21 protein-coding genes and 1 pseudogene are annotated in these 18393 nt (G+C 60.4%); 9 read left to right on the forward strand and 13 right to left on the reverse strand.

Annotated elements, in window-relative coordinates:
- Positions 1 to 21 precede the first annotated feature (21 nt).
- Complete coding sequence (locus AC245Y_RS12510) at positions 22 to 372, forward strand: hypothetical protein (protein WP_017994387.1); 351 nt, start codon at positions 22 to 24, stop codon at positions 370 to 372.
- A gap of 79 nt (positions 373 to 451) precedes the next feature.
- Here the strand turns inward: AC245Y_RS12510 and AC245Y_RS12515 are convergent, their stop codons facing one another.
- Both AC245Y_RS12515 and AC245Y_RS12520 read right to left on the reverse strand, forming a co-directional pair.
- Positions 452 to 607 carry an entericidin domain-containing protein gene (locus tag AC245Y_RS12515; RefSeq protein ID WP_003560194.1) on the reverse strand — a complete coding sequence of 52 codons (156 nt, stop codon included), beginning with the start codon at positions 605 to 607 and terminating at the stop codon, positions 452 to 454.
- Between the two features lie 168 nt (positions 608 to 775).
- A complete protein-coding gene (locus AC245Y_RS12520; RefSeq protein ID WP_017960848.1) occupies positions 776 to 1717 on the reverse strand; it encodes a LysR family transcriptional regulator in 942 nt (313 codons plus the stop codon).
- Positions 1718 to 1790: 73 nt separating this feature from the next.
- Between AC245Y_RS12520 and AC245Y_RS12525 the strand changes: the two genes are divergently transcribed.
- Entirely contained in the window at positions 1791 to 1979 is a 189-nt protein-coding gene (locus tag AC245Y_RS12525; RefSeq protein ID WP_012757852.1) for a hypothetical protein, read from the forward strand.
- A gap of 110 nt (positions 1980 to 2089) precedes the next feature.
- Here AC245Y_RS12525 and AC245Y_RS12530 read toward each other — a convergent pair whose 3' ends face one another.
- Entirely contained in the window at positions 2090 to 2698 is a 609-nt protein-coding gene (locus AC245Y_RS12530) for a LysE/ArgO family amino acid transporter (protein ID WP_032996659.1), read from the reverse strand.
- Positions 2699 to 2798: 100 nt separating this feature from the next.
- Between AC245Y_RS12530 and AC245Y_RS12535 the strand changes: the two genes are divergently transcribed.
- Positions 2799 to 3692, forward strand: coding sequence for a LysR family transcriptional regulator ArgP (locus AC245Y_RS12535; protein WP_017994389.1), 894 nt, complete (start codon positions 2799 to 2801; stop codon positions 3690 to 3692).
- Positions 3693 to 3740: 48 nt separating this feature from the next.
- Here the strand turns inward: AC245Y_RS12535 and AC245Y_RS12540 are convergent, their stop codons facing one another.
- From AC245Y_RS12540 to AC245Y_RS12585, 10 genes and pseudogenes are all read right to left on the reverse strand, one after another.
- The gene (locus AC245Y_RS12540; RefSeq protein WP_017994390.1) at positions 3741 to 4100 is read right to left on the reverse strand and encodes a hypothetical protein; all 360 of its coding nucleotides are present in this window, start codon (positions 4098 to 4100) and stop codon (positions 3741 to 3743) included.
- A gap of 109 nt (positions 4101 to 4209) precedes the next feature.
- Complete coding sequence (gene greA / locus AC245Y_RS12545; RefSeq protein ID WP_012757856.1) at positions 4210 to 4692, reverse strand: transcription elongation factor GreA; 483 nt, start codon at positions 4690 to 4692, stop codon at positions 4210 to 4212.
- A 212-nt stretch (positions 4693 to 4904) separates the two neighbouring features.
- A complete protein-coding gene (locus AC245Y_RS12550) occupies positions 4905 to 5090 on the reverse strand; it encodes a DUF3008 family protein (protein ID WP_003560205.1) in 186 nt (61 codons plus the stop codon).
- Between the two features lie 38 nt (positions 5091 to 5128).
- Positions 5129 to 5333, reverse strand: a pseudogene (locus AC245Y_RS12555) (hypervirulence associated TUDOR domain-containing protein).
- 107 nt (positions 5334 to 5440) lie between these two features.
- Positions 5441 to 5674 carry a DUF2171 domain-containing protein gene (locus AC245Y_RS12560; RefSeq protein WP_012757858.1) on the reverse strand — a complete coding sequence of 78 codons (234 nt, stop codon included), beginning with the start codon at positions 5672 to 5674 and terminating at the stop codon, positions 5441 to 5443.
- Between the two features lie 80 nt (positions 5675 to 5754).
- Entirely contained in the window at positions 5755 to 6711 is a 957-nt protein-coding gene (locus AC245Y_RS12565; RefSeq protein WP_017994393.1) for a DUF2950 domain-containing protein, read from the reverse strand.
- A gap of 20 nt (positions 6712 to 6731) precedes the next feature.
- Positions 6732 to 8099 (reverse strand): DUF3300 domain-containing protein, encoded by a 1368-nt coding sequence (locus AC245Y_RS12570; RefSeq protein WP_026157391.1) that lies wholly within the window; start codon positions 8097 to 8099, stop codon positions 6732 to 6734.
- Positions 8100 to 8191: 92 nt separating this feature from the next.
- Positions 8192 to 9220 carry a DUF2955 domain-containing protein gene (locus AC245Y_RS12575; protein ID WP_017994395.1) on the reverse strand — a complete coding sequence of 343 codons (1029 nt, stop codon included), beginning with the start codon at positions 9218 to 9220 and terminating at the stop codon, positions 8192 to 8194.
- Entirely contained in the window at positions 9210 to 10316 is a 1107-nt protein-coding gene (locus AC245Y_RS12580) for an HlyD family secretion protein (RefSeq protein WP_012757862.1), read from the reverse strand. The genes AC245Y_RS12575 and AC245Y_RS12580 overlap by 11 nt, the downstream gene beginning before the upstream one ends.
- Before the next feature lie 152 nt (positions 10317 to 10468).
- Positions 10469 to 10726 (reverse strand): hypothetical protein, encoded by a 258-nt coding sequence (locus AC245Y_RS12585; RefSeq protein ID WP_012757863.1) that lies wholly within the window; start codon positions 10724 to 10726, stop codon positions 10469 to 10471.
- Positions 10727 to 10872: 146 nt separating this feature from the next.
- On the opposite strand from AC245Y_RS12585, the gene AC245Y_RS12590 reads away from it, so the two are divergent.
- The 6 genes from AC245Y_RS12590 to AC245Y_RS12615 all read left to right on the forward strand — a co-directional run bounded on the left by AC245Y_RS12590 (position 10873) and on the right by AC245Y_RS12615 (position 18215).
- Positions 10873 to 12693, forward strand: coding sequence for an adenylate cyclase (locus tag AC245Y_RS12590; protein ID WP_017994396.1), 1821 nt, complete (start codon positions 10873 to 10875; stop codon positions 12691 to 12693).
- Positions 12694 to 12836: 143 nt separating this feature from the next.
- Positions 12837 to 14252: an alpha/beta hydrolase gene (locus tag AC245Y_RS12595; RefSeq protein ID WP_017994397.1), complete on the forward strand. Its 1416-nt coding sequence runs from the start codon at positions 12837 to 12839 to the stop codon at positions 14250 to 14252.
- Between the two features lie 50 nt (positions 14253 to 14302).
- On the forward strand, positions 14303 to 16459 hold the full coding sequence (locus AC245Y_RS12600; protein ID WP_017994398.1) for a mechanosensitive ion channel family protein: 2157 nt from the start codon (positions 14303 to 14305) through the stop codon (positions 16457 to 16459).
- Between the two features lie 54 nt (positions 16460 to 16513).
- Positions 16514 to 16918, forward strand: a complete 405-nt coding sequence (locus AC245Y_RS12605; RefSeq protein WP_017994399.1) for a hypothetical protein — start codon at positions 16514 to 16516, stop codon at positions 16916 to 16918.
- Positions 16919 to 17024: 106 nt separating this feature from the next.
- On the forward strand, positions 17025 to 17672 hold the full coding sequence (locus tag AC245Y_RS12610; RefSeq protein ID WP_017994400.1) for a MarC family protein: 648 nt from the start codon (positions 17025 to 17027) through the stop codon (positions 17670 to 17672).
- Between the two features lie 342 nt (positions 17673 to 18014).
- Positions 18015 to 18215 (forward strand): hypothetical protein, encoded by a 201-nt coding sequence (locus AC245Y_RS12615; protein ID WP_026157393.1) that lies wholly within the window; start codon positions 18015 to 18017, stop codon positions 18213 to 18215.
- Positions 18216 to 18393: the final 178 nt, after the last annotated feature.

The following is an 18393-nucleotide window of genomic DNA, read 5'->3' on the forward strand; positions in this document are numbered from 1 at the left end:
CGATCAAGCATGGACGATTAGATGACAGGCAATGTTCCCTTTCCCGACCGCGATACCGTTGCGGAAAAGCTCGCCTCGCTGTCGGAGGCCGACAAGTCATACCTGGCGCTGCTCATGGAAAACGCCGCCCAGGACGACAACCTACTCGACGGCCTGCGCCGCCATCTCGATCTCGCCGCCGGATCGCGTTTCCTGAACTCGCTGAAGCTCGAAAATCTGGGAATCTGGCTCGGAAGTCATGCACCGGACCGGCTGCAGATCCGGCTGATGGAAACCGCCCGCTCCAGCCAACATCCCGCCTACCAGGCCTTCCGGACCGGTCTCGACCGATCCGGCGGGCTGGAAAAGCTTTATCCCCCGGTCATCCGTTAGGATGATCCGGACGCGGCCGATAGTTGATCCCCTGGGTCAGCACCTGATCCGGCGATTCTAGCAGCGATCTGAACGGTCGTTACTTCTTCGCGGCGCGGTCGACTGAGCGGCCGGCGTCCTGCGTGGCGTTCACGGTATTTGCCGTATCTTTTCCGATGCCGCGGATCGTATTACCGCAGGAGGAAAGGGCAAGAAGAACCATAAAAGCTGCGGCAATTTTGGCCGTTGTCGTCATCTCGGATATCCTTGTTTGAAATCAACCCCGAACGGCGACAATTGCCGTCCCGCGCCAATAACGCACGACAAACCAAAAGGTTCACTGGCTATAAATATACCCGCTAGAGACACGCGTCCCATAGGACGCGCTATCGCTTTCGATCGGCGCATAATCTGTCCGATACAGCTAGGCAGCGACCGCCTTGGCTCTCTCAGCAAAAGCGCCGCGAATGCTGTCAGCCACCGTCTCGATCGGCCCCGACACCTGCGAGGCGGTCAGCAGGCGGATATCGAAGGCGCCGAGCTCCGGCAGCCCTTCCTGGGGCCCGAGGATCGCCATGTCTTCATTAACATAGGACAGCGGCAGCGGCGCGATGGCGAGATCGGAAAGCACGGCGGCGCGCTGCGCCATCGTGTGGCCACTGAGATAGGCGACGCGATAATGCCGCTTGTTGCGTTCGAGCTGGGAGAGCGCCTCCTGGCGCCAGATGCAGCCATCCTCCCAGATCGAGATCGGCAGCGGATCGCGGCGATGCGCCGAACCGCACTTGGCGCCGGCCCAGACCAGCCGCTCGCGGAACACCACCTCTCCGCCCGTCGGGAACGGCCGTGTCGCACAGTTGATCAAGGCCAGGTCGAGCCGCTGCTCCTCCATGCGCTTCTTCAGCCCAATGCTCATGTCGATCGTCACATCGACCATGATGCCGGGATAGCTTTCGGCAAAACTCTTCAGGATGCTCGGCAGCAGCCGTTCGCCGATATCCTCCGGCGCACCGAGCCGCACGACGCCGCTGAGCTCCGGCATGATGAAGCGCGACACCGCCTCGTTCGATAGCGCCAGGATGTTGCGGGCATAGGACAGCAACATCTCGCCGTGGCGCGTCAGCGATACCGAGCGGGCGTCGCGCAGAAAGAGCGTCGCCCCCAGCTGTTCTTCAAGCTTCTTGATCTGCATCGATACCGCCGACGGCGTGCGGAAGACCGCCTCTGCGGCGGTCGAAAAATTGCCTGTCTCGGCGATCGCCACGAAGGTACGCAGCACTTCGTTGTCAAGCAGCGGAATGGGACGGCGAAATGGAATGCTCATCGTCGCATCTTTCAATTTTTCTGATTTATAACCCCATATCATTTTGTTTGATTGAATGTCAATTGACCACCATATTCCGGGTGTCGGCAGCTAAATGCAGCAAAGGAGGCCCGACATGTCTCAAACAAGCATCTGGAATATCGTACAGGCCCTTTCCGCATTCAAGTCGCAGAGGCGCAGGGATGCGAACCATGAGCATGCGCTCCGGGAGCTAAGGCGTTTTCCGCCACATCTGCTGGCAGATTGTCAGCGCGAGCTAGAGTTGACCGTCCCGGAGCGCCGCGCGTGCGATGGGACGCGGTAGAGACGCTTGATCGCTTTGAATCCGCTCACGATCTGCTCAGATCGATGCCGGGCCACTTGCAACGTCCGCTCGACCTGCGCCGCACCGGCTGACCGACAGCCGAACGGCGATCACGTCCCGCCCAGCAATTTGAAGGCGATGATCCACATCGTGAAAGCGACGAGCGTTTCCAGCACGCGCCAGGATGAGGGTTTCGAGAAGATCGGCCGCAGCCGTGTAGCGCCATATCCGAGCGAAAAGAAGAACAGGAAGGAACCCGTCACCGCCCCTGCCCCAAAAGAAGCCTGCTCTCCCGGATATCGGGTCGATATCGTGCCGAGCAGCACGACCGTGTCGAGATAAACGTGCGGATTGAGCCAGGTGAGCGCGAGGCAAGTCGTGAGCGTCTGCCGGAAGCTCGACGTTTTGGCTTCCCCAGCCGTGAGAGCGGCGGACGACCGCAAGGCGGAATAGAGGCTTTTTGCCCCGTACCAGACCAGAAATACGGCTCCGCCGTAGCGCATGACCGGATCGAGCCAGGGCATGAACCTGGCTATTTGCTGCAGGCTGGTCACGCCAAGCACGATCAGCGCGGCATCCGATACCGCGCATGCGAGGCAGACGGCGAAGACATGTTCGTTGCGCAAGCCCTGGCGGAGGATGAAGGCGTTCTGCGCGCCGATGGCGACAATCAGGCTGAGGCCCATCATCAGGCCGGTTCCATAGATCGAAAAATTCATCGCTTCGGCCAACGCCCCTCATTTCGGTGAGGTTGCGCTATCGTTATTTCAAGAATTAGGCTAATTAATCCAGCTTACCCAGAATAAGTGAAACTAATCCATGCTCGACTATCCCGCTCTTCGCGCAGTTGCAACCATTGTCCAGACAGGCAGCTTCGAAAGAGCTGCGACCGTGCTGAACGTCACGCCTTCGGCCATTTCCCAGCGCGTGAAGCAACTCGAGGAGCGTCTAGGCGTCGTCCTCATCGTCAGAGGCACGCCGTGCACGGCGACCGAAAAGGGAGAATGGCTCTGCCGCCATATGGAAAATGTCGGCATGCTCGAAGCAGAACTCTTCGGGCAGCTGCCGGCCCTCGTCGATCCCAACGAACCACGCCAAAGGGTCACGCTTCAAATCGCGACGAATGCCGATAGCCTCGGGACATGGTTCGTCGAGGCCATGTCGAATTTTGCCAAAAGCTCTTCCTATCTGCTGAATATCGCCGTCGACGATCAGGACCACACCGCCGAATGGCTGCAGCGCGGGCGGGTGATCGCCGCCGTCACCAGCCTGGAAAAGCCGGTCCGCGGATGCAGGCGTTTTGCCCTTGGGGTTCTGCGTTACCACGCCACGGCAACGCCCGATTTCGTCGCGCGCCATTTTCCACAGGGCGTGACATCAGAGGCGATCCGCAACGCTCCGGCGCTCACCTTCAATCAGAAGGACAGGCTGCAGAGCAGTTGGATCAGGCGAACGTTCGGACGCGATCTCGATTATCCCACCCACTGGCTGCCGTCGCCGCAGAGCTTCGTCGAGGCGAGCCTTTCGGGCATGGGATGGGGAATGAACCCGACACAGCTGACCCGCGAGCACCTCGCATCCGGACGGCTAGTCGAGCTGGTGCCCGACACTCCGCTCGATGTCTCGCTCTACTGGCAGATAAATCGCCTCGCCGCCGACCGCCTGGCGGATCTGACGCGCGAAGTCGTCACCGTGGCCCAGCGCCGTCTTTGATGCATCACTCAAAAATGCGGCATCATCCCGGTGACCGGGTCGCTTTTATCAGACGTAAGCCGTGCGGCTGCCGAACTCGCTGGTCTCGTCAAAATTCGTCGTGCCGATACGCTCGCTTTCGCCGGAAAGTTCTTTCGGAACGTCACCGGCAGGCTTCGATGCAGCAGACGCCTGAGTTTGGCTGCTCTCGCTCGCTTCGAGCTTGGCGATCTTCGCCTCCAGCGTATCGATAGATTTTTCGATCGTGGCCTTCTCTTGCTCGTCCTGCGTTTCCGACAGGGCTGCCTGCTTTTCGGCAAGCTGCGCCTCGAGAGAGGCAAGTTGGTCTGACGAACTGGTAGACGAGGTTGAAGCGGCTGAACTCAAAATGGTGGATGCAGAACTGGAAATTGCGCTGACCATGAGCATGACTTTCGATGATGGAATGTCATCGTTCTAGCCACAGATGGTAAATGTTCGATAAATAAAGTACCGTATGGTACCAAAATAATGAGAGGGCTACGCGAATAGCGCTCTCCTACGCGATGGCGATGATCTCCAGTTCCTGGCCGCCTGTCTCCACCATATCGCCGACAGCCTTGCCCATCAAAAGCCGTGCGACTGGCGAGACATAGGAAATCGATCCGGCCTTCGGATCAGCCTCGTCCTCTCCGACGATGCGATAGGTCTGCACCCGCCCGTCGTCACGACGGAAAGTCACCGTGCTGCCGAAGGCGACAGTATCGATTGACGTAGGGGAAGGCATGAGCTGAGCGGTGCGAAGTCTTGCCGTTAAGTAGCGAAGATCACGCAAAGGACTGGCCGCCTGCCGCCGCCTTTCGTTCACGTCTTCGATTGGGCTCGCAGCATCATAGGCCTCGCGAGCCTGCTGGAACTGTAATTCCAGAGCCTTCAACCCCGCTTCCGTGACAAGGTTCGGATGAGCCGAAATCGGACGATCGGGCAGCAGGGTTTCCGAAGCGGTTTCGAAACTCTCTTCCTTGGTAAAAGCGACGGCCAATCTCGAACTCCATTTTAGCGCGATGCGCTCTTCTAGCTGATGGGCAATTGCCTCGAAACGATCGTCGGAACCATACACCGACCGCGGACGAACCGCCAATCTTGCTTCATAGGCAGCCATCGCCGGCGGCAGAGGCAACCGCTTTCAAGGTCACGGCCCCTTAGCTGTTAAGCGCGGGAACGTCCTGTAACGCATGGCGGTGCTCGGCACCCCTATTTCGAGACGTGCTGGGGTTTGCCCTTCCTCTTGGTCGATGCAAATTCCTCAAGCTGTTTCTCGCTCATGGATTCCACCATCTGTTTCGAGGCGCCTTTGAGTTCGCTCTTCGGCGTCTCGCCACGCTTGGCCGAAAGTGCGGCGCCTGCCGCCTTCTGCTGGGCCTTGGACTTGGCTGGCATATCGATCTCCTTTTGCTCGAACAGAACGGCCGCCGGCGTCAAAGCTTCTTGAGTTCCTCAGGCTTGTGTGCCGCGCGCTTTCCCGATTTGTCGCTCTCGATATTGCGGCTCGGCCTTCGATGCCTTCACGCTGTGGCCTTTGATCTTCGTCGGACTGCTCTGCTTTTTGACCACCCTGCCCTCGGTCTTTCCCTGGCTAGTATTCCAGCTTACCTCATCGCCCCTCTTCAATTGCTTCGACATTGGCGGGCTCCTTTTGCCGAAAAGAGTGAGTAGTTTTTGGACGACATCGTGCTCTGATCATCCTGTTCCAAGGAGGCTGCGGCCCGCAAGCCGCAGCCGACCGGCTGTCAGTTGATGGTGGCCCACTGGCTTCGAACATCCCTGGCGTTCTTCGACAGATGGACGTGAGCATCCACGTGATCGACCCAATCGATCGGGATCAAGTGGTGCTTGCCGTCCTCCGAATCGAGCTTCGTCAGCTTGATGCGCGTGGGGCCGTCGAGGTGATCGACTGTGCCGACATGGGTGCCGTCGGCAGCCCGCACTTCCATATGTTCACGGATCTGCTCTGCGGAAATCATCGTTTCCTCCTTTGCAACATTGTCAGGTACGAAGCGGCAACGAGGTGGAGCAGACTTGGTTCCAAACACGCGCACCGTGTTCAATCGGCAGTCACGTCCCAATTGTCACCCGGATTGAAGGTCCTGACGCCAGCAGCTATTTTTTCGGTCTCCCGGCCGAGATCGGCCTGGTAGACCGTGCCGTTCGCGTTCACGACGAAGGTGTGCACGCCGGTTTCGCCATATCGGATCGGCCAGGCGATAAGGGCAAATCCTGCGATCATGTTGCCGTTGATCACATAATCGAACTCTCCGCCCGCGATGTTCGGCCCCTGGCTGTCGATGATCCTGTAGCGATAGCCGTAATAGCCCTCGCCGGCCTTGGCCTTATCAAGCGCCGCATTGTCTTCGAGGGCATTGCCCGCCGGGCTATCACCCTCGCCGAGATCAGGCGACCAATAGAGACCATCGGTTTTGCCGTCGCTGCTGATCAGTTTCTGGGCATACTCCAGGACGCCGTCATCATCGTGGTCGGCGGAAGAATATTCCTTTTGGGCGTCGACATAGGCCTGCATCGTGTCGATAGTCTGCAATTCGTTCTCGCCGACGCGACGATTTATGATCTCCTCGAACCCGGCATAGGTGTCGAAACCCCATTTGCCATCGTCGCCCTTCACGATCGGAAATGGCAGAGGCCATAATTTGTCGCCGATCTCGATGATCTTGCGGTTATCGACGTCCTTGACGACGATCTTCTTGCTTGTGCCGTCCCGGATCTGTGCGTAGGTGTCCATCACCCCTTCGCCTGCTTTCGCTTTCGCTGCATCGATGCCCAGCAGCGCCGTAAACTTATCGAAATCATCAGCCGCCAAGGCCGCCTTGAAAGCGTCGATGGCCTGTTCCGGCGTCTCGAATACGGGCGGATCGCTCTGCGCGGCGAAGCCCGAGATGACGGTCGCATCGGATGGCTCCGCTGCAGATGTGGAAACCGGATTGGTGGCGAGAACCGCAAAAGCGAACACCGAACCCAGAAGCATGTTTCTGACTGATCTGGTCATGACTTTCCTCCTTCTTCCGGTTATCGACGACGGCCGCCGCCACCACCGCCGCGGCGGATTTCTCCACGACCGCCACCGCGATTGCCGCCGGCCATGGCCTGTCTGCCGCGGTTGGACTGCATCTCAGCGCGCCTGCCGCTATCGACCTGGCCGAGTGCCGACGGCTTTCTCGGCCGGCTGTCGACCCGGGCCGCGGGCTTCGGCTTTGCGACCGGGCGTTTGGCGTTGACCCCGGGCCTTGCGTTTTCGGCAGCCCTGTTCGGCGTCCTTGCCTCGGGCCTGCGGGTCTGCGCAGCCTGCGCTCCCTTCCCGCCCCCGGAGACCACTCCCGAATTGCCTGCCTTGTTGCGAGCAGCATTGACCCTGTCCGCATCGATCTTGCTCTTGCGGACATCGTTGACGCTGACTTTGCGTGGCTGGTCGCGGACCGTGTTCGCACGGTCGTTGCCTCTTGCTCCGACCCTGTTGTTGCCGTTCGCCTCGATACTGGTCCGGAAGGAGCTGCGGTCGATCTTGTTGAACTGCGCACTGTCGAACCCGATCTTGCTGCGGTCGACGTTTTTCCAGTCGACGTCGTTGATATTCACTTTGCCGTTGATGTTGTTGAAGCAGTTGTTGCAGTCGATATCAACGTTGCCGTTCCAGCGCCCGCCCCATACACCCCAACGGTTCCAGTCGACGGCAGCCGCCCACACTGCTCCCGTCACCACGCCGGCAAAAAAGGTGGCGGTCGGATAGTAGTAGTTCGGATACGGCTCGGAATAGTAGCCGATCGGCGCGGCCACATAGTTCGGTTCATACAGCATCTCCGGCGCATACTGCGGAACGTAGATCTTGTCGGGACTGGCGGAGACGATCACCACATTGTCGTTCTCCTGGCTGACCTTGATCTTGTCGTCGCTCTTGATGATGCCGTCGGCGACCGCTTTGTCGCGCAGTTGCTGTATGGCGATCAGAACGTCCTTCTGCTGGTAGGAGAGCGCCTCTCCGAGAGACTGCGTCCAGTCCAGATCCTCGCTCATCATCGTGACGATCTGAGGATAGTTCAGCAGCGATACGATGCTGCCGTCCCACGTCGTCTTCGGCTTGAGCTCGGGCTGCTTCTTCAAGGTTTCGAGAAACCGGGCTGCTTCCACGACCTGCAGAGGATAGAGCGACGCCGATGTGACGAGCGCGACCAGTTCGTCCGGATAAAGTGCAATCCGCGCTACCAGGATTTCGAGTTCGTCCTCGCTCAGCGGCGCCGGCGCGTCGTCTTCCGCCGCGACGGGACTGGAAGCGGCAGGCTCCTGCGCGGCGGCGATCGGCATCGGATGTGGCGAAAACGGCAACCCTGCAAAAGGCAGGAACAGGCCCGTGGCGATTAACAATGCATGAGGTCTAGCCATCTCAAATCCTCCTTGCGGTCAGACATGGTGTGTAGGCTGCCGGCTTTAGTATATTCACATATACTTACATTCATTCCAGTGGCGAGGAAATGTCATGCCGATATCCTCTTCGTTTCCCTCGTCCGCGGCCACAGGATGACGGCAAACAGCAGCGCGTAGATCAAGGCCGCTGCGACATAGACGATGCGGGTCGCGAAGGATTCTGCAGCACTCCCCGGCAGAGGCGAGACCCCGAGGCCGAACAGGATCAGGAAGGTTGTCAGGGCGCCGGCAAAAACCGGGGCGTCCTTCGAGCGACCAGCCGCGCGCCCTCCGATGAGGAGGACGACGACGAGAACGATGAGGAAGATCGAGAAAAGATTGGGGCGCAGCGATAGCGCGGCATAGGCAACGGAGGCGAGCACTCCGCCGAACAGGTTGACGACCACGAGCCCGATCGCCACTCGCGCACTCGCGGCAACGTCGAGCTGCCCGAGCAGCGAAGCAACAGTGATCGGAATGACCGCCGCAGCGGTCAGGTTGTCGCTCGTCAGGCAGATCACGACGGAGCCCAAAAGGATGACCGTGTTTGCCAGCGCCCGAAGCAAGGCCGGCGGCCGCTCGTCGATCGCCACCGCCTCAACCTCCGGGGAGAACGGCTCGGGAAAGACCGCATGGGCGAACCACATCAGAGCCGTGCCGGACAACACCCCGGCGACCAGGATGGACAGGATAGAATTGGCGAGCTCCTTGTTCAGGATGCCGAGCAGAGGCACGATGATCGAAACGACGAGCACGAGAAAGACGGCCGGTCCTCCCTTTCCCGTCGACTGTGCGGCGAAGCACGCAAAATAGGTCAGCCCCAGGATCAGCAGAAATGGCGCCGGACGGTCGCCGAGCACCTTGGTCAGAACCATCATCGCCATCCCGGCGATCAGGATGATCATCGCCGCGCCGATGGTCTTGCCGAGCGGCATCGGCCGCGAACTTCCGAGCAGAAACTGGGCGGCAAAGAGCGGACCGAGGAAGGGCACAATGGCCCCCGCATAGACTGCGAGCGTGAAGCCGATCGAGACCGCGAACGCAACCCGCAGCCCCTTGCGTTTCTGCTCCTCGACCGCGAGGCTCCTCTCAGCGGACATAGGTCAGCACCGACATGATGCGGATCCAGAGCGATCCCCAGGCATTGGTGACCGGGTTGTCGCCGGTGTAGATGACGACGGTCGCCTGCGAGCCGTAGCGTACGCCGCCCTTGGGCCGCTGCGCCTCCTCGATGATGAGGCGGACCGGAAACCGCTGCGGCTCCTGGACCCAGCCGCTATCGCTCCGGATCGTCGGCAATCCGGTGTTCGGGTCCGTGCTCCCTTGCGATACACCGAAACCAACGCTCTCGACCTGCGCCGGAAACACCCGACCGGGAAGCGCGTCGAAAAGAACTTCCGCCCGGTTGCCGACGGCTACCTTCTCGAGGCTGTTCTCCTTGAAGGCGGCGGTGATCCAGATCGTGCCGACATCGATAAAGGTCATGGCTGACTGTCCAGCCGACACAACCTTACCCGTTGTAAGTTGGAGGTTGGTCACGACCCCGGCCGAAGGTGCCTGAACGGTGGTCCGCAGCAGATCGAGTCGTGCCTTTTCGAGCGCAGCCAGAGCTGCCCGGAGCTGCGGATTGTCATTTCCGCTCGGCCCGAGCTGCTCCTTGGCCTTGGCCAACTCAGCCTCAGCACCGGTGACGGCCGCCTCTGACTGACCGAAAGCCGATTTGGTTGAATCAGCCCGCGCTTTGGAATACACGCCCCTCTTTTGCAGCTCTGCGGCGCGCGCAGCTTGTTCGCGAAGATTGTCCCGATCGACTTGGGCCGTTACGAGCTTTGCCTGCGCCGCATCGACAGCAGCCGTTGAGGCGCCCATTGACTGGCCGACACTTGCAAGGCTCGCCTCGGCCTCACTGACCGCGAGTTCATAGCGCTCGGGATCGATACGAAAGAGAATCTGATTGGCCTCGACGCGCGAGTTGTCGGCGACGCCGACTTCCACCACCCGGCCGGTAACTTCGGGCGCGATGCCGACGATATAGGCTTGGACCTGAGCCTGCGAGGTCGACGGCGTGCGCCGCTCCATGAAGATGGAGAGGACGAACAGGACGAGCGCAAGGAGGAGGACGATGAGTGCTATCCTGCGGAGTGGATTCCGAGGCGTTGGGGAAATGGCAGGCTCGTCCAAGTTTTCGGAAACCACGGCAATATCCTTCGGAGGCGTTTCGTTTCGTGGAAGCGCAAAGTTTCAGCGCCGGACATTTGTCGCGATGGTCGTTGCCGGGCGATGGAACGCAAGTAGGTAACCGTAACATACGCCTCGCGATGGCTTGCCGCGTGCGTAGTCTCGCCTCGTCAGCGAGCGGTTGGCGGTACCGAGGCGTCAAGCGCGCCCTCTATCTCCTTGGAGAGTTCGGCGATCAGTTCCTGGTATTCGACGACGCGCTCCTCGCGTTTCGGATCGGTTGAGACGTTCCATTTTTGCAGCGCCGATTGGGCGTCGGCAAAGTCCCTGCAGATTTCCCGAAAATCCTCACTGCGGGCAGAGAGATCGTCGATCGCCTTGATCCTGGCTGGAAACTGCCGACGGACTGCGGTCACGTCTTCGTCCATGGTCCACTCCTTACCGGCATTCGAGACGTCGCCACTGCAACGTGTGCCAGATCCCGATCTTCATGGACGACGATCGGTTCGTGGAGTATGTTACCGTAACATACGGTCTGGCAGCGATGTGACTCCACGGGGGATTGGGGACAGACATGCAGACATCGATACCAGCAGAGGGGTCTGCTGCACCCATTTCTTCAAGGCCGGCGCCTCAAGCCGACGATATCAGCGAGCAACTGGAACGTGTCGTCTCCAGCCCTGAATTTCCGGGCGTCGGTCGCGCGGCAGCGTTTCTCCGCTATGTCGTCTCGGAAACCCTCGAGGGTCGGGGCAACCGGATCAAAGCCTATTCGATCGCGATCGAGGTGTTCGGCCGGGATCCCGGCTTCACCCAGGACGATCCGGTGGTCAGGATCGAGGCCGGACGGCTGCGGCGGTCGCTCGAGCGCTATTATCTCGTCGCCGGGCAGCATGACCCTGTCAGGATCGACATCCCCAAAGGCGGATATGTTCCAACCTTCGCCTGGTCCTGTCCGGAGTCAGCCGAAATTGGAGACGAAGACGCTGGCGAAACATCGCCCTCTGAGGTCCGCCCCGGAGGCTGGTGGCGCGCAAGGCGGGTGTTGTTGCCGGGTGCTGCTGCGCTCGCTGCGGTGACTATTTCGCTCTATTGGATCGGGACGCGATCTCCCGCTCCGTCGCTCGAACGCGTTGCAAGCCTGTCGCCCGATCGTCCGGCCCTCGTGGTCGCTCCCTTTGCCAATCTCGGCGAAGGGCCGGAGGCACAGCTCTACACGGCTGGCCTGACCGAGGAACTGATGACCATCCTGCCACGGTTCAAGGAGATCAAGGTCTTCGGCCGCGAAACGTCCAAGTCCCTCCCCGCGGATGTGGACGCATCGGAGATTCGGGCCGAATTCGGCGCACGCTACCTCCTTGCCGGCGGGGTACGCACGTCGGGCAAGCGTCTTCGTGTGACGGCGAGACTGCTCGATACCTCGGACGGCGAGATCCTCTGGTCGGAGAACTATGACAATGATCTCGCATCGGGAGACCTGTTTGCGATCCAGACGGATGTCGCCAGAAAGGTCGCGACCGCCATCGCCCAACCCTACGGGGTCATGGCACAGATCGACTCCGCCGGTCCGCCGCCGGACGACCTCGGCGCGTATGAGTGCACGTTGCGCTTCTATGCCTATCGTTCGGAACTGAGCGCCGAAGCGCATGCGCGCGTCCGGGATTGCCTAGAAGCTGCGGTCGCGCGGTTTCCGAGCTATGCGACCGCCTGGGCAATGCTGTCGATCGTCTATCTCGATGAGGACCGGTACAAGTTCAATCCGACACCAGGCCAGGATTCAGCTATACAGCGTGCACTCGATGCCGCCAGGCGCGCAACCCAGATCGATCCGAACAATACGCGCGGACTTCAAGCACTGATGACGGCGCTGTTCTTCGACAGGCAGCTGGCTGAATCACTTCGTGTGGGCGAGCAGGCGCTCGCCACCAATCCCAATGACACCGAACTGATGGGCGAGTTCGGAACGCGGCTTGCGATCGCTGGCCAGTGGCAACGTGGAGCAAGCCTGCTGGACCAGGCCATCGCGCTCAATCCAGGCAGCGGCGGCTTCTACCACGGAACGCGAGCCCTGGCCGCCTACATGCTCCGCGACAACCACACCGCCGTGCTGGAGATCAGGCAGGCGAACATGCAGAAGTTCCCTCTCTTCCATGTTGTTGCCGCCATCATCTACGCAGAAGCTGGCATGATGGACGACGCCCGCCGGGAAGGACAGGTGTTCGTCGGCATGCGACCAGACTTCCTGCCGAACATTGTAACGGAACTCGCAATGCGCAACATGCAGCCCGAAGATCGCGATCGTCTGATCGAAGGACTTCGCAAAGCGGGGATGACGGTGCCCGATCCCGACGCAATTGCGTCGACTGCCGCCACCTCGGACCTGCAACCTCGCTGATACTGTCTCCCCGACCGTAACATACCCGATCATACGGGCACGCCATCTCGTCTTCGCATAGTCTGACCTCAGTGCCGACTTCGACCGCCGCGGCGTGCGGCGTCGAGGCCCGTACAAACTTGACAGGGCTATGAGGAACGCCAGTGAGCACAGCAAAATGTCGTGACGGCCGAATTCAACCAAGCCCTTCCCTAGCGCAATTCCAGCAAAAGTGCGCAGCGGTTTTGCGTCCGGAATTGCGTGAAAACAAAAAGACAGAGCATTTCCGTGGCTCGGAGAAACTAGGTAATGCTCTGGGTTTGAAATGGATATCGGCTCTGCTGCTGCTCTGCGCATTGGCCGGATGCGGAGGCCACCCGAAGAACGTGCTCATCCCGGTTGCCGATAGCGCGCCGAACGCCACCAAGGTCGCCATGCTCGTGACCACGACGCGCAGCCGCTCCACGATCCAAGGCGAAATGTTCACGGGCGAACGCGCACTCGCCCCGGCCTTTGCCGACATCACCGTATCCATCCCGCCTGCGAACGTCCGCAAGATCGGCGAAGTCGCCTGGCCGAAAAGGCTTCCATCCAATCCGGCAACGGACTTCGCAACCTTGAAAGCCGAGGAGATCACGCGCGACGACGCCAAGAAATGGCTGAGCGCCTCTGTCAGGAAGAGCCGCGACCGCAGCGTGCTGGTGTTCATCCATGGCTTCAACAACCGTTTCGAAGATTCCGTCTATCGCTTCGCTCAGATCGTCAAGGATTCTGGCGTCCACAGTGCGCCCGTGCTGGTGACGTGGCCGTCGCGCGGAAGTCTGCTCGCATATGGCTATGACAGGGAGAGCACCAACTACACGCGCAACGCATTGGAGATGCTCTTCCAGTATCTCGCGAAGGATCCAGAGGTGAAGGAAGTCTCGATCCTGGCGCATTCGATGGGGAACTGGCTGGCGCTGGAAGCGCTTCGGCAGATGGCGATCCGCAACGGCCGCCTCCCTGCCAAATTCGAGAATGTCATGCTGGCCTCGCCCGACGTGGATGTCGATGTCTTCCGCCAGCAGATCGTCGACATGGGCAAGCAGCATCCGAAGTTCACCTTGTTCGTTTCGCGAGACGATCGCGCGCTCGCGGTATCGCGCAGGGTATGGGGCGACGTCGCCAGACTCGGCGCCATCGATCCCGAGCAGGCCCCCTTCAAGAAGGAACTGGCCGACAGCCAGATCACAGTCATCGACCTCACCAAGGTCAAGGCGGGCGACAGGCTGAACCACGGAAAATTTGCGGAATCGCCGGAGGTCGTTCAGCTCATCGGCGCGCGGATTTCCGACGGCCAGACGCTGACCGACAGCAAGGTCGGGCTCGGGGATAAGATCCTCGCCGCGACGACGAGCACGGCGGCGGCGGCGGGCAGTGCAGCCGGCCTGATCCTGGCCGCCCCGGTCGCGGTCGTCGATGCGGATACCAGAGATAATTACGCCGGCCAGGTCAGCGGCCTCACGGGTCCCGTGGGTAGGCAGCCGAAGGCATCCGAGTGCACTGCCGCAGGTCGATCGAAGGAGACATGCAGGCAATAGCGCGTCAGCAACCGGCAGACGGAACAGCTTCATCGAGATCAGGATAGACGATGCTACCACTTTCCAAGATCCGCATGGTTAGACCGCTTCTCGCCGGGGCCATCCTGGCGTCCATTCTCCTTTGTGCCTCCAGTGCCGTGGCGCAGAGCGCCACGCCTGCGAGCCCACAGCCTGAAAGTGTCCAGCGCTTTATCGGCATGTTTTCTGATCCTGACGTCCAGCGCTTCCTGCAGCAGCAATCGGAAGCAGCAAAGGCAGTAACGGAACCACCCGTCGCAACGCCGAACGCCGAGCCCTCATTCTCGGAATTCACGATGCGGTTCCGTGTCCACGCTTCCAACCTTCTCGGGGCTATCCAGTCCTTTCCTTCGGAGATGATGCGTGGTGCGGCCATACTCGACCAGGACGTCCAGGCGAACGGCGGGACGCGGCCGATCTTCCTGGTCGCGGCCTTCGTCGCCGTCGGGCTGGCCGCGCAATGGCTGTTCTGGTGGATCAGCGCCGGCTGGCGCTCATGGATGGCACGTGCACCCTATGCGACGGTTCTGGAAAGAGTGACCGCATTGACTGCGAGGCTTCTGTGGGCGGCATGTTACGTCCTTTCGTTCGGTCTCGGCAGCATTGGCTTCTTCCTGCTGTTCCAATGGCCGCCAGTCATCAGGGAGATCGTCGTCGGGTACCTCTTCGCAATTGTCGTCTTCCGTCTGGCGAGCGCGCTTTTCGACGTGTTCCTGGCGCCGCGGGCGGAGGAAGGGGGTGGATTTCGTGTCGTCCCGATCACAAGCGATACCGCCGGCCACTGGGCAAAACGCCTGGGCTATCTCGTCGGCTGGTATGCCTTTGGCTGGGTGAGCATCCGCCTGCTCGGTACTCTCGGCTTTTCGGTCCCGGCCCGACAGCTCGCCGCCTATTCTCTCGGCCTCGTGCTGCTTTTCATCGGTATCGAAGCCGTCTGGAGACGGCCGTTTCAATTGGCTGCCGGTCAAGCGAGCCGGATCGGCCTGCGGACGCGGAACTGGCTCTGGACAGTCTATTTCGTTGCCGTCTGGCTGTTGTGGGTGGTCGGCGCCATGAGACTGTTCTGGATCGCCGTGGTCTGCGCCGCCCTGCCCGGTGCCATCGCCCTCACCAAGGCGTCGGTCAACAATATTCTGCGCTCTTCCACGGACGAAGAGGACGGCCACAAGAAAGGCACCGTCGTCTCGGTGATCGTCGAGCGCGGCATCAGGGCGGCGCTGATCGTCGGCGCCATCATCCTGCTTGCCGATGCGCTCGATATCAGGCTGACGCAAATGACGATGCAGGATTCGCCGCTTCTACGCCTCGTGCGTGGCCTCCTCAGCGCCGGGATCATTCTTCTGGTCGTCGATCTTGCCTGGAGCGTCGTGAAAGTGCTGATCGATCGCAAGCTCGGCGACACCGAGGCCGTCCTGGAAGTCGGTAGCGAACGAGAGCGGCGGCGCACGCGTCTCAGAACACTCCTACCGATCCTTCGCAATTTCCTGATGATCCTCTTCAGTGCCGTCGCAATCATGATGGCACTGTCATCGCTGGGGGTCGAAATCGGTCCGCTGATCGCAGGCGCCGGCGTGGTTGGCGTCGCGATCGGCTTCGGGGCGCAGACTGTTGTCAAGGACGTGATCAGCGGGATGTTCTACCTGCTCGATGACGCCTTCAGAGTGGGAGAGTATATCCAAAGCGGCAGCTACAAGGGCACCGTCGAGTCCTTCAGCCTGCGATCCATCAAGCTCCGGCACCAGCGCGGCGCGGTCTACATCGTGCCCTTCAGCGAGCTTGGAGCAGTCCAGAACATGAGCCGCGACTGGGCGATCGAGAAGATGACGATCACCATCACTTACGATTCCGACATCGAGAAGGCCCGCAAGATCATCAAGAAGATCGGCCTGGAACTGTTCGAGGATCCGGAGTTCAAACCGACGACGATCGAGCCGTTGAAGATGCAGGGGATAGACAGCCTCGGCGACTCAGGCCTGCTCCTGCGGATGAAGGTCATGACGCTTCCGGGCCAGCAGTTCACGCTGAAGCGGCGGGCCCTGCGGATGATCCATGAGGCGTTCAACGAAAACGGCATTAAGCTCGCCGTGCCGACTGTCCAGGTCTCGGGCGGCAGGGACGACGCTATTGCAGCCGCTGCCCAGCAGACGCTCGCCGCTCACAACGCGGCCACCGCTGCGGGCCCGGCCTGAGGCCGGCGCTTTTAGGCAATGAAACGAAACACGAGAGCAATGGGAGGAAATGAAATGAAGATCCTGGTCATCCTATCGCACATGCTTGCGACACTTGCCGTCATGATGACGGTCAGCGCGCCCGTCCTCGTTCCCGCAACGGCCGAAGCCGCCCGTCGTGGCGTGGCGGCATGTGGTCCGAGAGGCTGCGGCGCTGCAGCCTGCGGACCACGCGGATGCGCTGCGGTCGGACGCCGAACCGCTCCCGTCGTTCGCCCGCCCGTCCGGCGCGGTGTCGTGGTCGTCACCCCTCGCCGCTACTGGCGTCCGGGGACCGCCATCGCCGCAGGTGCTGCCATCGGCTTCGTCGCCGGAGCTGCGGCCGTTTCACTGGCAGGCACGCCGCCGCAATCCGGTCAATGCTGGTATTACACCTCGCCCGCCAAGACGACGGGCTTCTGGGACGTATGCCCGCGCTGAGTGCTCGCAGAAAAACTGGCGAGTTCGTTTGGTTCTCTTCGTCACTATCCTCCCCCGGGCGGGGAGGGTCTCGATTTCCGCGTCACAAATTTAGAGGGCACGTTCCATGGATTTCACAGTCATCGATGCCGCACTCGTCGGAAAACTTCTGCTGCTGCTTCTGATCGGCATGGGGCCGAAGATTGCCCTGGTGCCGTTTCTGGAAAAGACCCACGCCTTCGATACCGAAACCAAAGTGCGCATCGGCCGCCAGATGGTTATGATCGCCGTTGTCACGGCACTGATCCTTTTTGCCACCGGCGCTCTGCTGATGCGGCTTCTCCACATCACGGGCGGCGCCGTCGCCGTCGCCGGCGGTATCATCCTCGCGCTGATCGCCATCAAGATGGCATCAGGACCGACAGAAAAGCCGCATGACGACATTGCGGCGCCAGTCGATCCGGACAAGCTGGCCGTATTTCCGCTTGCGGTCCCATACCTGCTCAATCCTGTCGGCATTACGGTCATCATCATCGCGTCGGGCGAAGTCGTCTCGATCGCCAGCGCGATACTCGTCATCGGCCTGATCCTGATCGTCGGCGCGTTGGACTATCTGGTGTTCACCAACATCGACAAGCTCGCCAAGCGTATGAAGCCAGTTACCATGATCGTCTCGGAGGTCGTCTTCGGCATTCTGCTGACCGCAGTCGCAGTCCAGCTGATCGTCGTCGGGCTTGGCAATCTCGGGATCATCACCCCGGCCGCTGCACACTAGATCCGACAATTTTAGGCCGGACCGGCCTAAAGTTTGAACCGGGATTCTAAATCAAAGAAATAGAGCGTGATGTCGTCCGAAACCTCTCACGCATTTCGGCATCATATTTAGCTGCAGATTTGCGATCCCCCTGCACGGAAAGCCGGGGGATTAAGCTCGATGCCAGGCTGCAAAGGTGCCACAGACGGCCGGCGGGCACGCAACGATCATTCAATATCTCTGATGTTATCCATAAGATCTATTCGTTTGAATGATGAGTTTTCAAGGCCCATATTAGGATCATGGACATGGACGAACCTCCCATTGACGACCATGCCCCAGACCCTAGAAAGGAACCGGAAAATGACCACTCTCACCTATCGCGGTGGTGGTAAGTCCCTCACCTCCAGCGAAAGCCGCTTCGACCTGGCACATTATGCCCGCAAGCTTGTGCTCGCCTGGACGCGCTGGCAGACGGCCCGTGAAATCGAAGCCATGCCCTTCGACATTCGCAAGGACATCGGCTGGCCGAGCACGGACGACAACAAACACCGGACCATGTAATGAATGCGACATTCCTCCCAAGATAAGGGCGGCGCCTGCCTCGTGCAACGCCGCCTTTTTCGTGGCCTGATCGTCCATTCCTAAGCCATTTTCAACATTGAATTTCAGTCGCCTATGAGCCTCTCTTTTGCATTGCCCGCAGCCGTTCCCACGGTTTGATCGGCCAAATCGCCGGCGA

This window comes from Rhizobium sp. SRDI943 (assembly GCF_057653695.1).

Coding starts and splice junctions, on each gene's coding strand:
- AC245Y_RS12510 (WP_017994387.1), top strand. CDS start 22: ATGACAGGCAATGTTCCCTTTCCCGACCGCGATACCGTTGCGGAAAAG.
- AC245Y_RS12515 (WP_003560194.1), bottom strand. CDS start 607: ATGACGACAACGGCCAAAATTGCCGCAGCTTTTATGGTTCTTCTTGCC.
- AC245Y_RS12520 (WP_017960848.1), bottom strand. CDS start 1,717: ATGATATGGGGTTATAAATCAGAAAAATTGAAAGATGCGACGATGAGC.
- AC245Y_RS12525 (WP_012757852.1), top strand. CDS start 1,791: ATGTCTCAAACAAGCATCTGGAATATCGTACAGGCCCTTTCCGCATTC.
- AC245Y_RS12530 (WP_032996659.1), bottom strand. CDS start 2,698: ATGAATTTTTCGATCTATGGAACCGGCCTGATGATGGGCCTCAGCCTG.
- AC245Y_RS12535 (WP_017994389.1), top strand. CDS start 2,799: ATGCTCGACTATCCCGCTCTTCGCGCAGTTGCAACCATTGTCCAGACA.
- AC245Y_RS12540 (WP_017994390.1), bottom strand. CDS start 4,100: ATGCTCATGGTCAGCGCAATTTCCAGTTCTGCATCCACCATTTTGAGT.
- AC245Y_RS12550 (WP_003560205.1), bottom strand. CDS start 5,090: ATGCCAGCCAAGTCCAAGGCCCAGCAGAAGGCGGCAGGCGCCGCACTT.
- AC245Y_RS12560 (WP_012757858.1), bottom strand. CDS start 5,674: ATGATTTCCGCAGAGCAGATCCGTGAACATATGGAAGTGCGGGCTGCC.
- AC245Y_RS12565 (WP_017994393.1), bottom strand. CDS start 6,711: ATGACCAGATCAGTCAGAAACATGCTTCTGGGTTCGGTGTTCGCTTTT.
- AC245Y_RS12570 (WP_026157391.1), bottom strand. CDS start 8,099: ATGGCTAGACCTCATGCATTGTTAATCGCCACGGGCCTGTTCCTGCCT.
- AC245Y_RS12575 (WP_017994395.1), bottom strand. CDS start 9,220: ATGTCCGCTGAGAGGAGCCTCGCGGTCGAGGAGCAGAAACGCAAGGGG.
- AC245Y_RS12585 (WP_012757863.1), bottom strand. CDS start 10,726: ATGGACGAAGACGTGACCGCAGTCCGTCGGCAGTTTCCAGCCAGGATC.
- AC245Y_RS12590 (WP_017994396.1), top strand. CDS start 10,873: ATGCAGACATCGATACCAGCAGAGGGGTCTGCTGCACCCATTTCTTCA.
- AC245Y_RS12600 (WP_017994398.1), top strand. CDS start 14,303: ATGCTACCACTTTCCAAGATCCGCATGGTTAGACCGCTTCTCGCCGGG.
- AC245Y_RS12605 (WP_017994399.1), top strand. CDS start 16,514: ATGAAGATCCTGGTCATCCTATCGCACATGCTTGCGACACTTGCCGTC.
- AC245Y_RS12610 (WP_017994400.1), top strand. CDS start 17,025: ATGGATTTCACAGTCATCGATGCCGCACTCGTCGGAAAACTTCTGCTG.
- AC245Y_RS12615 (WP_026157393.1), top strand. CDS start 18,015: ATGACCACTCTCACCTATCGCGGTGGTGGTAAGTCCCTCACCTCCAGC.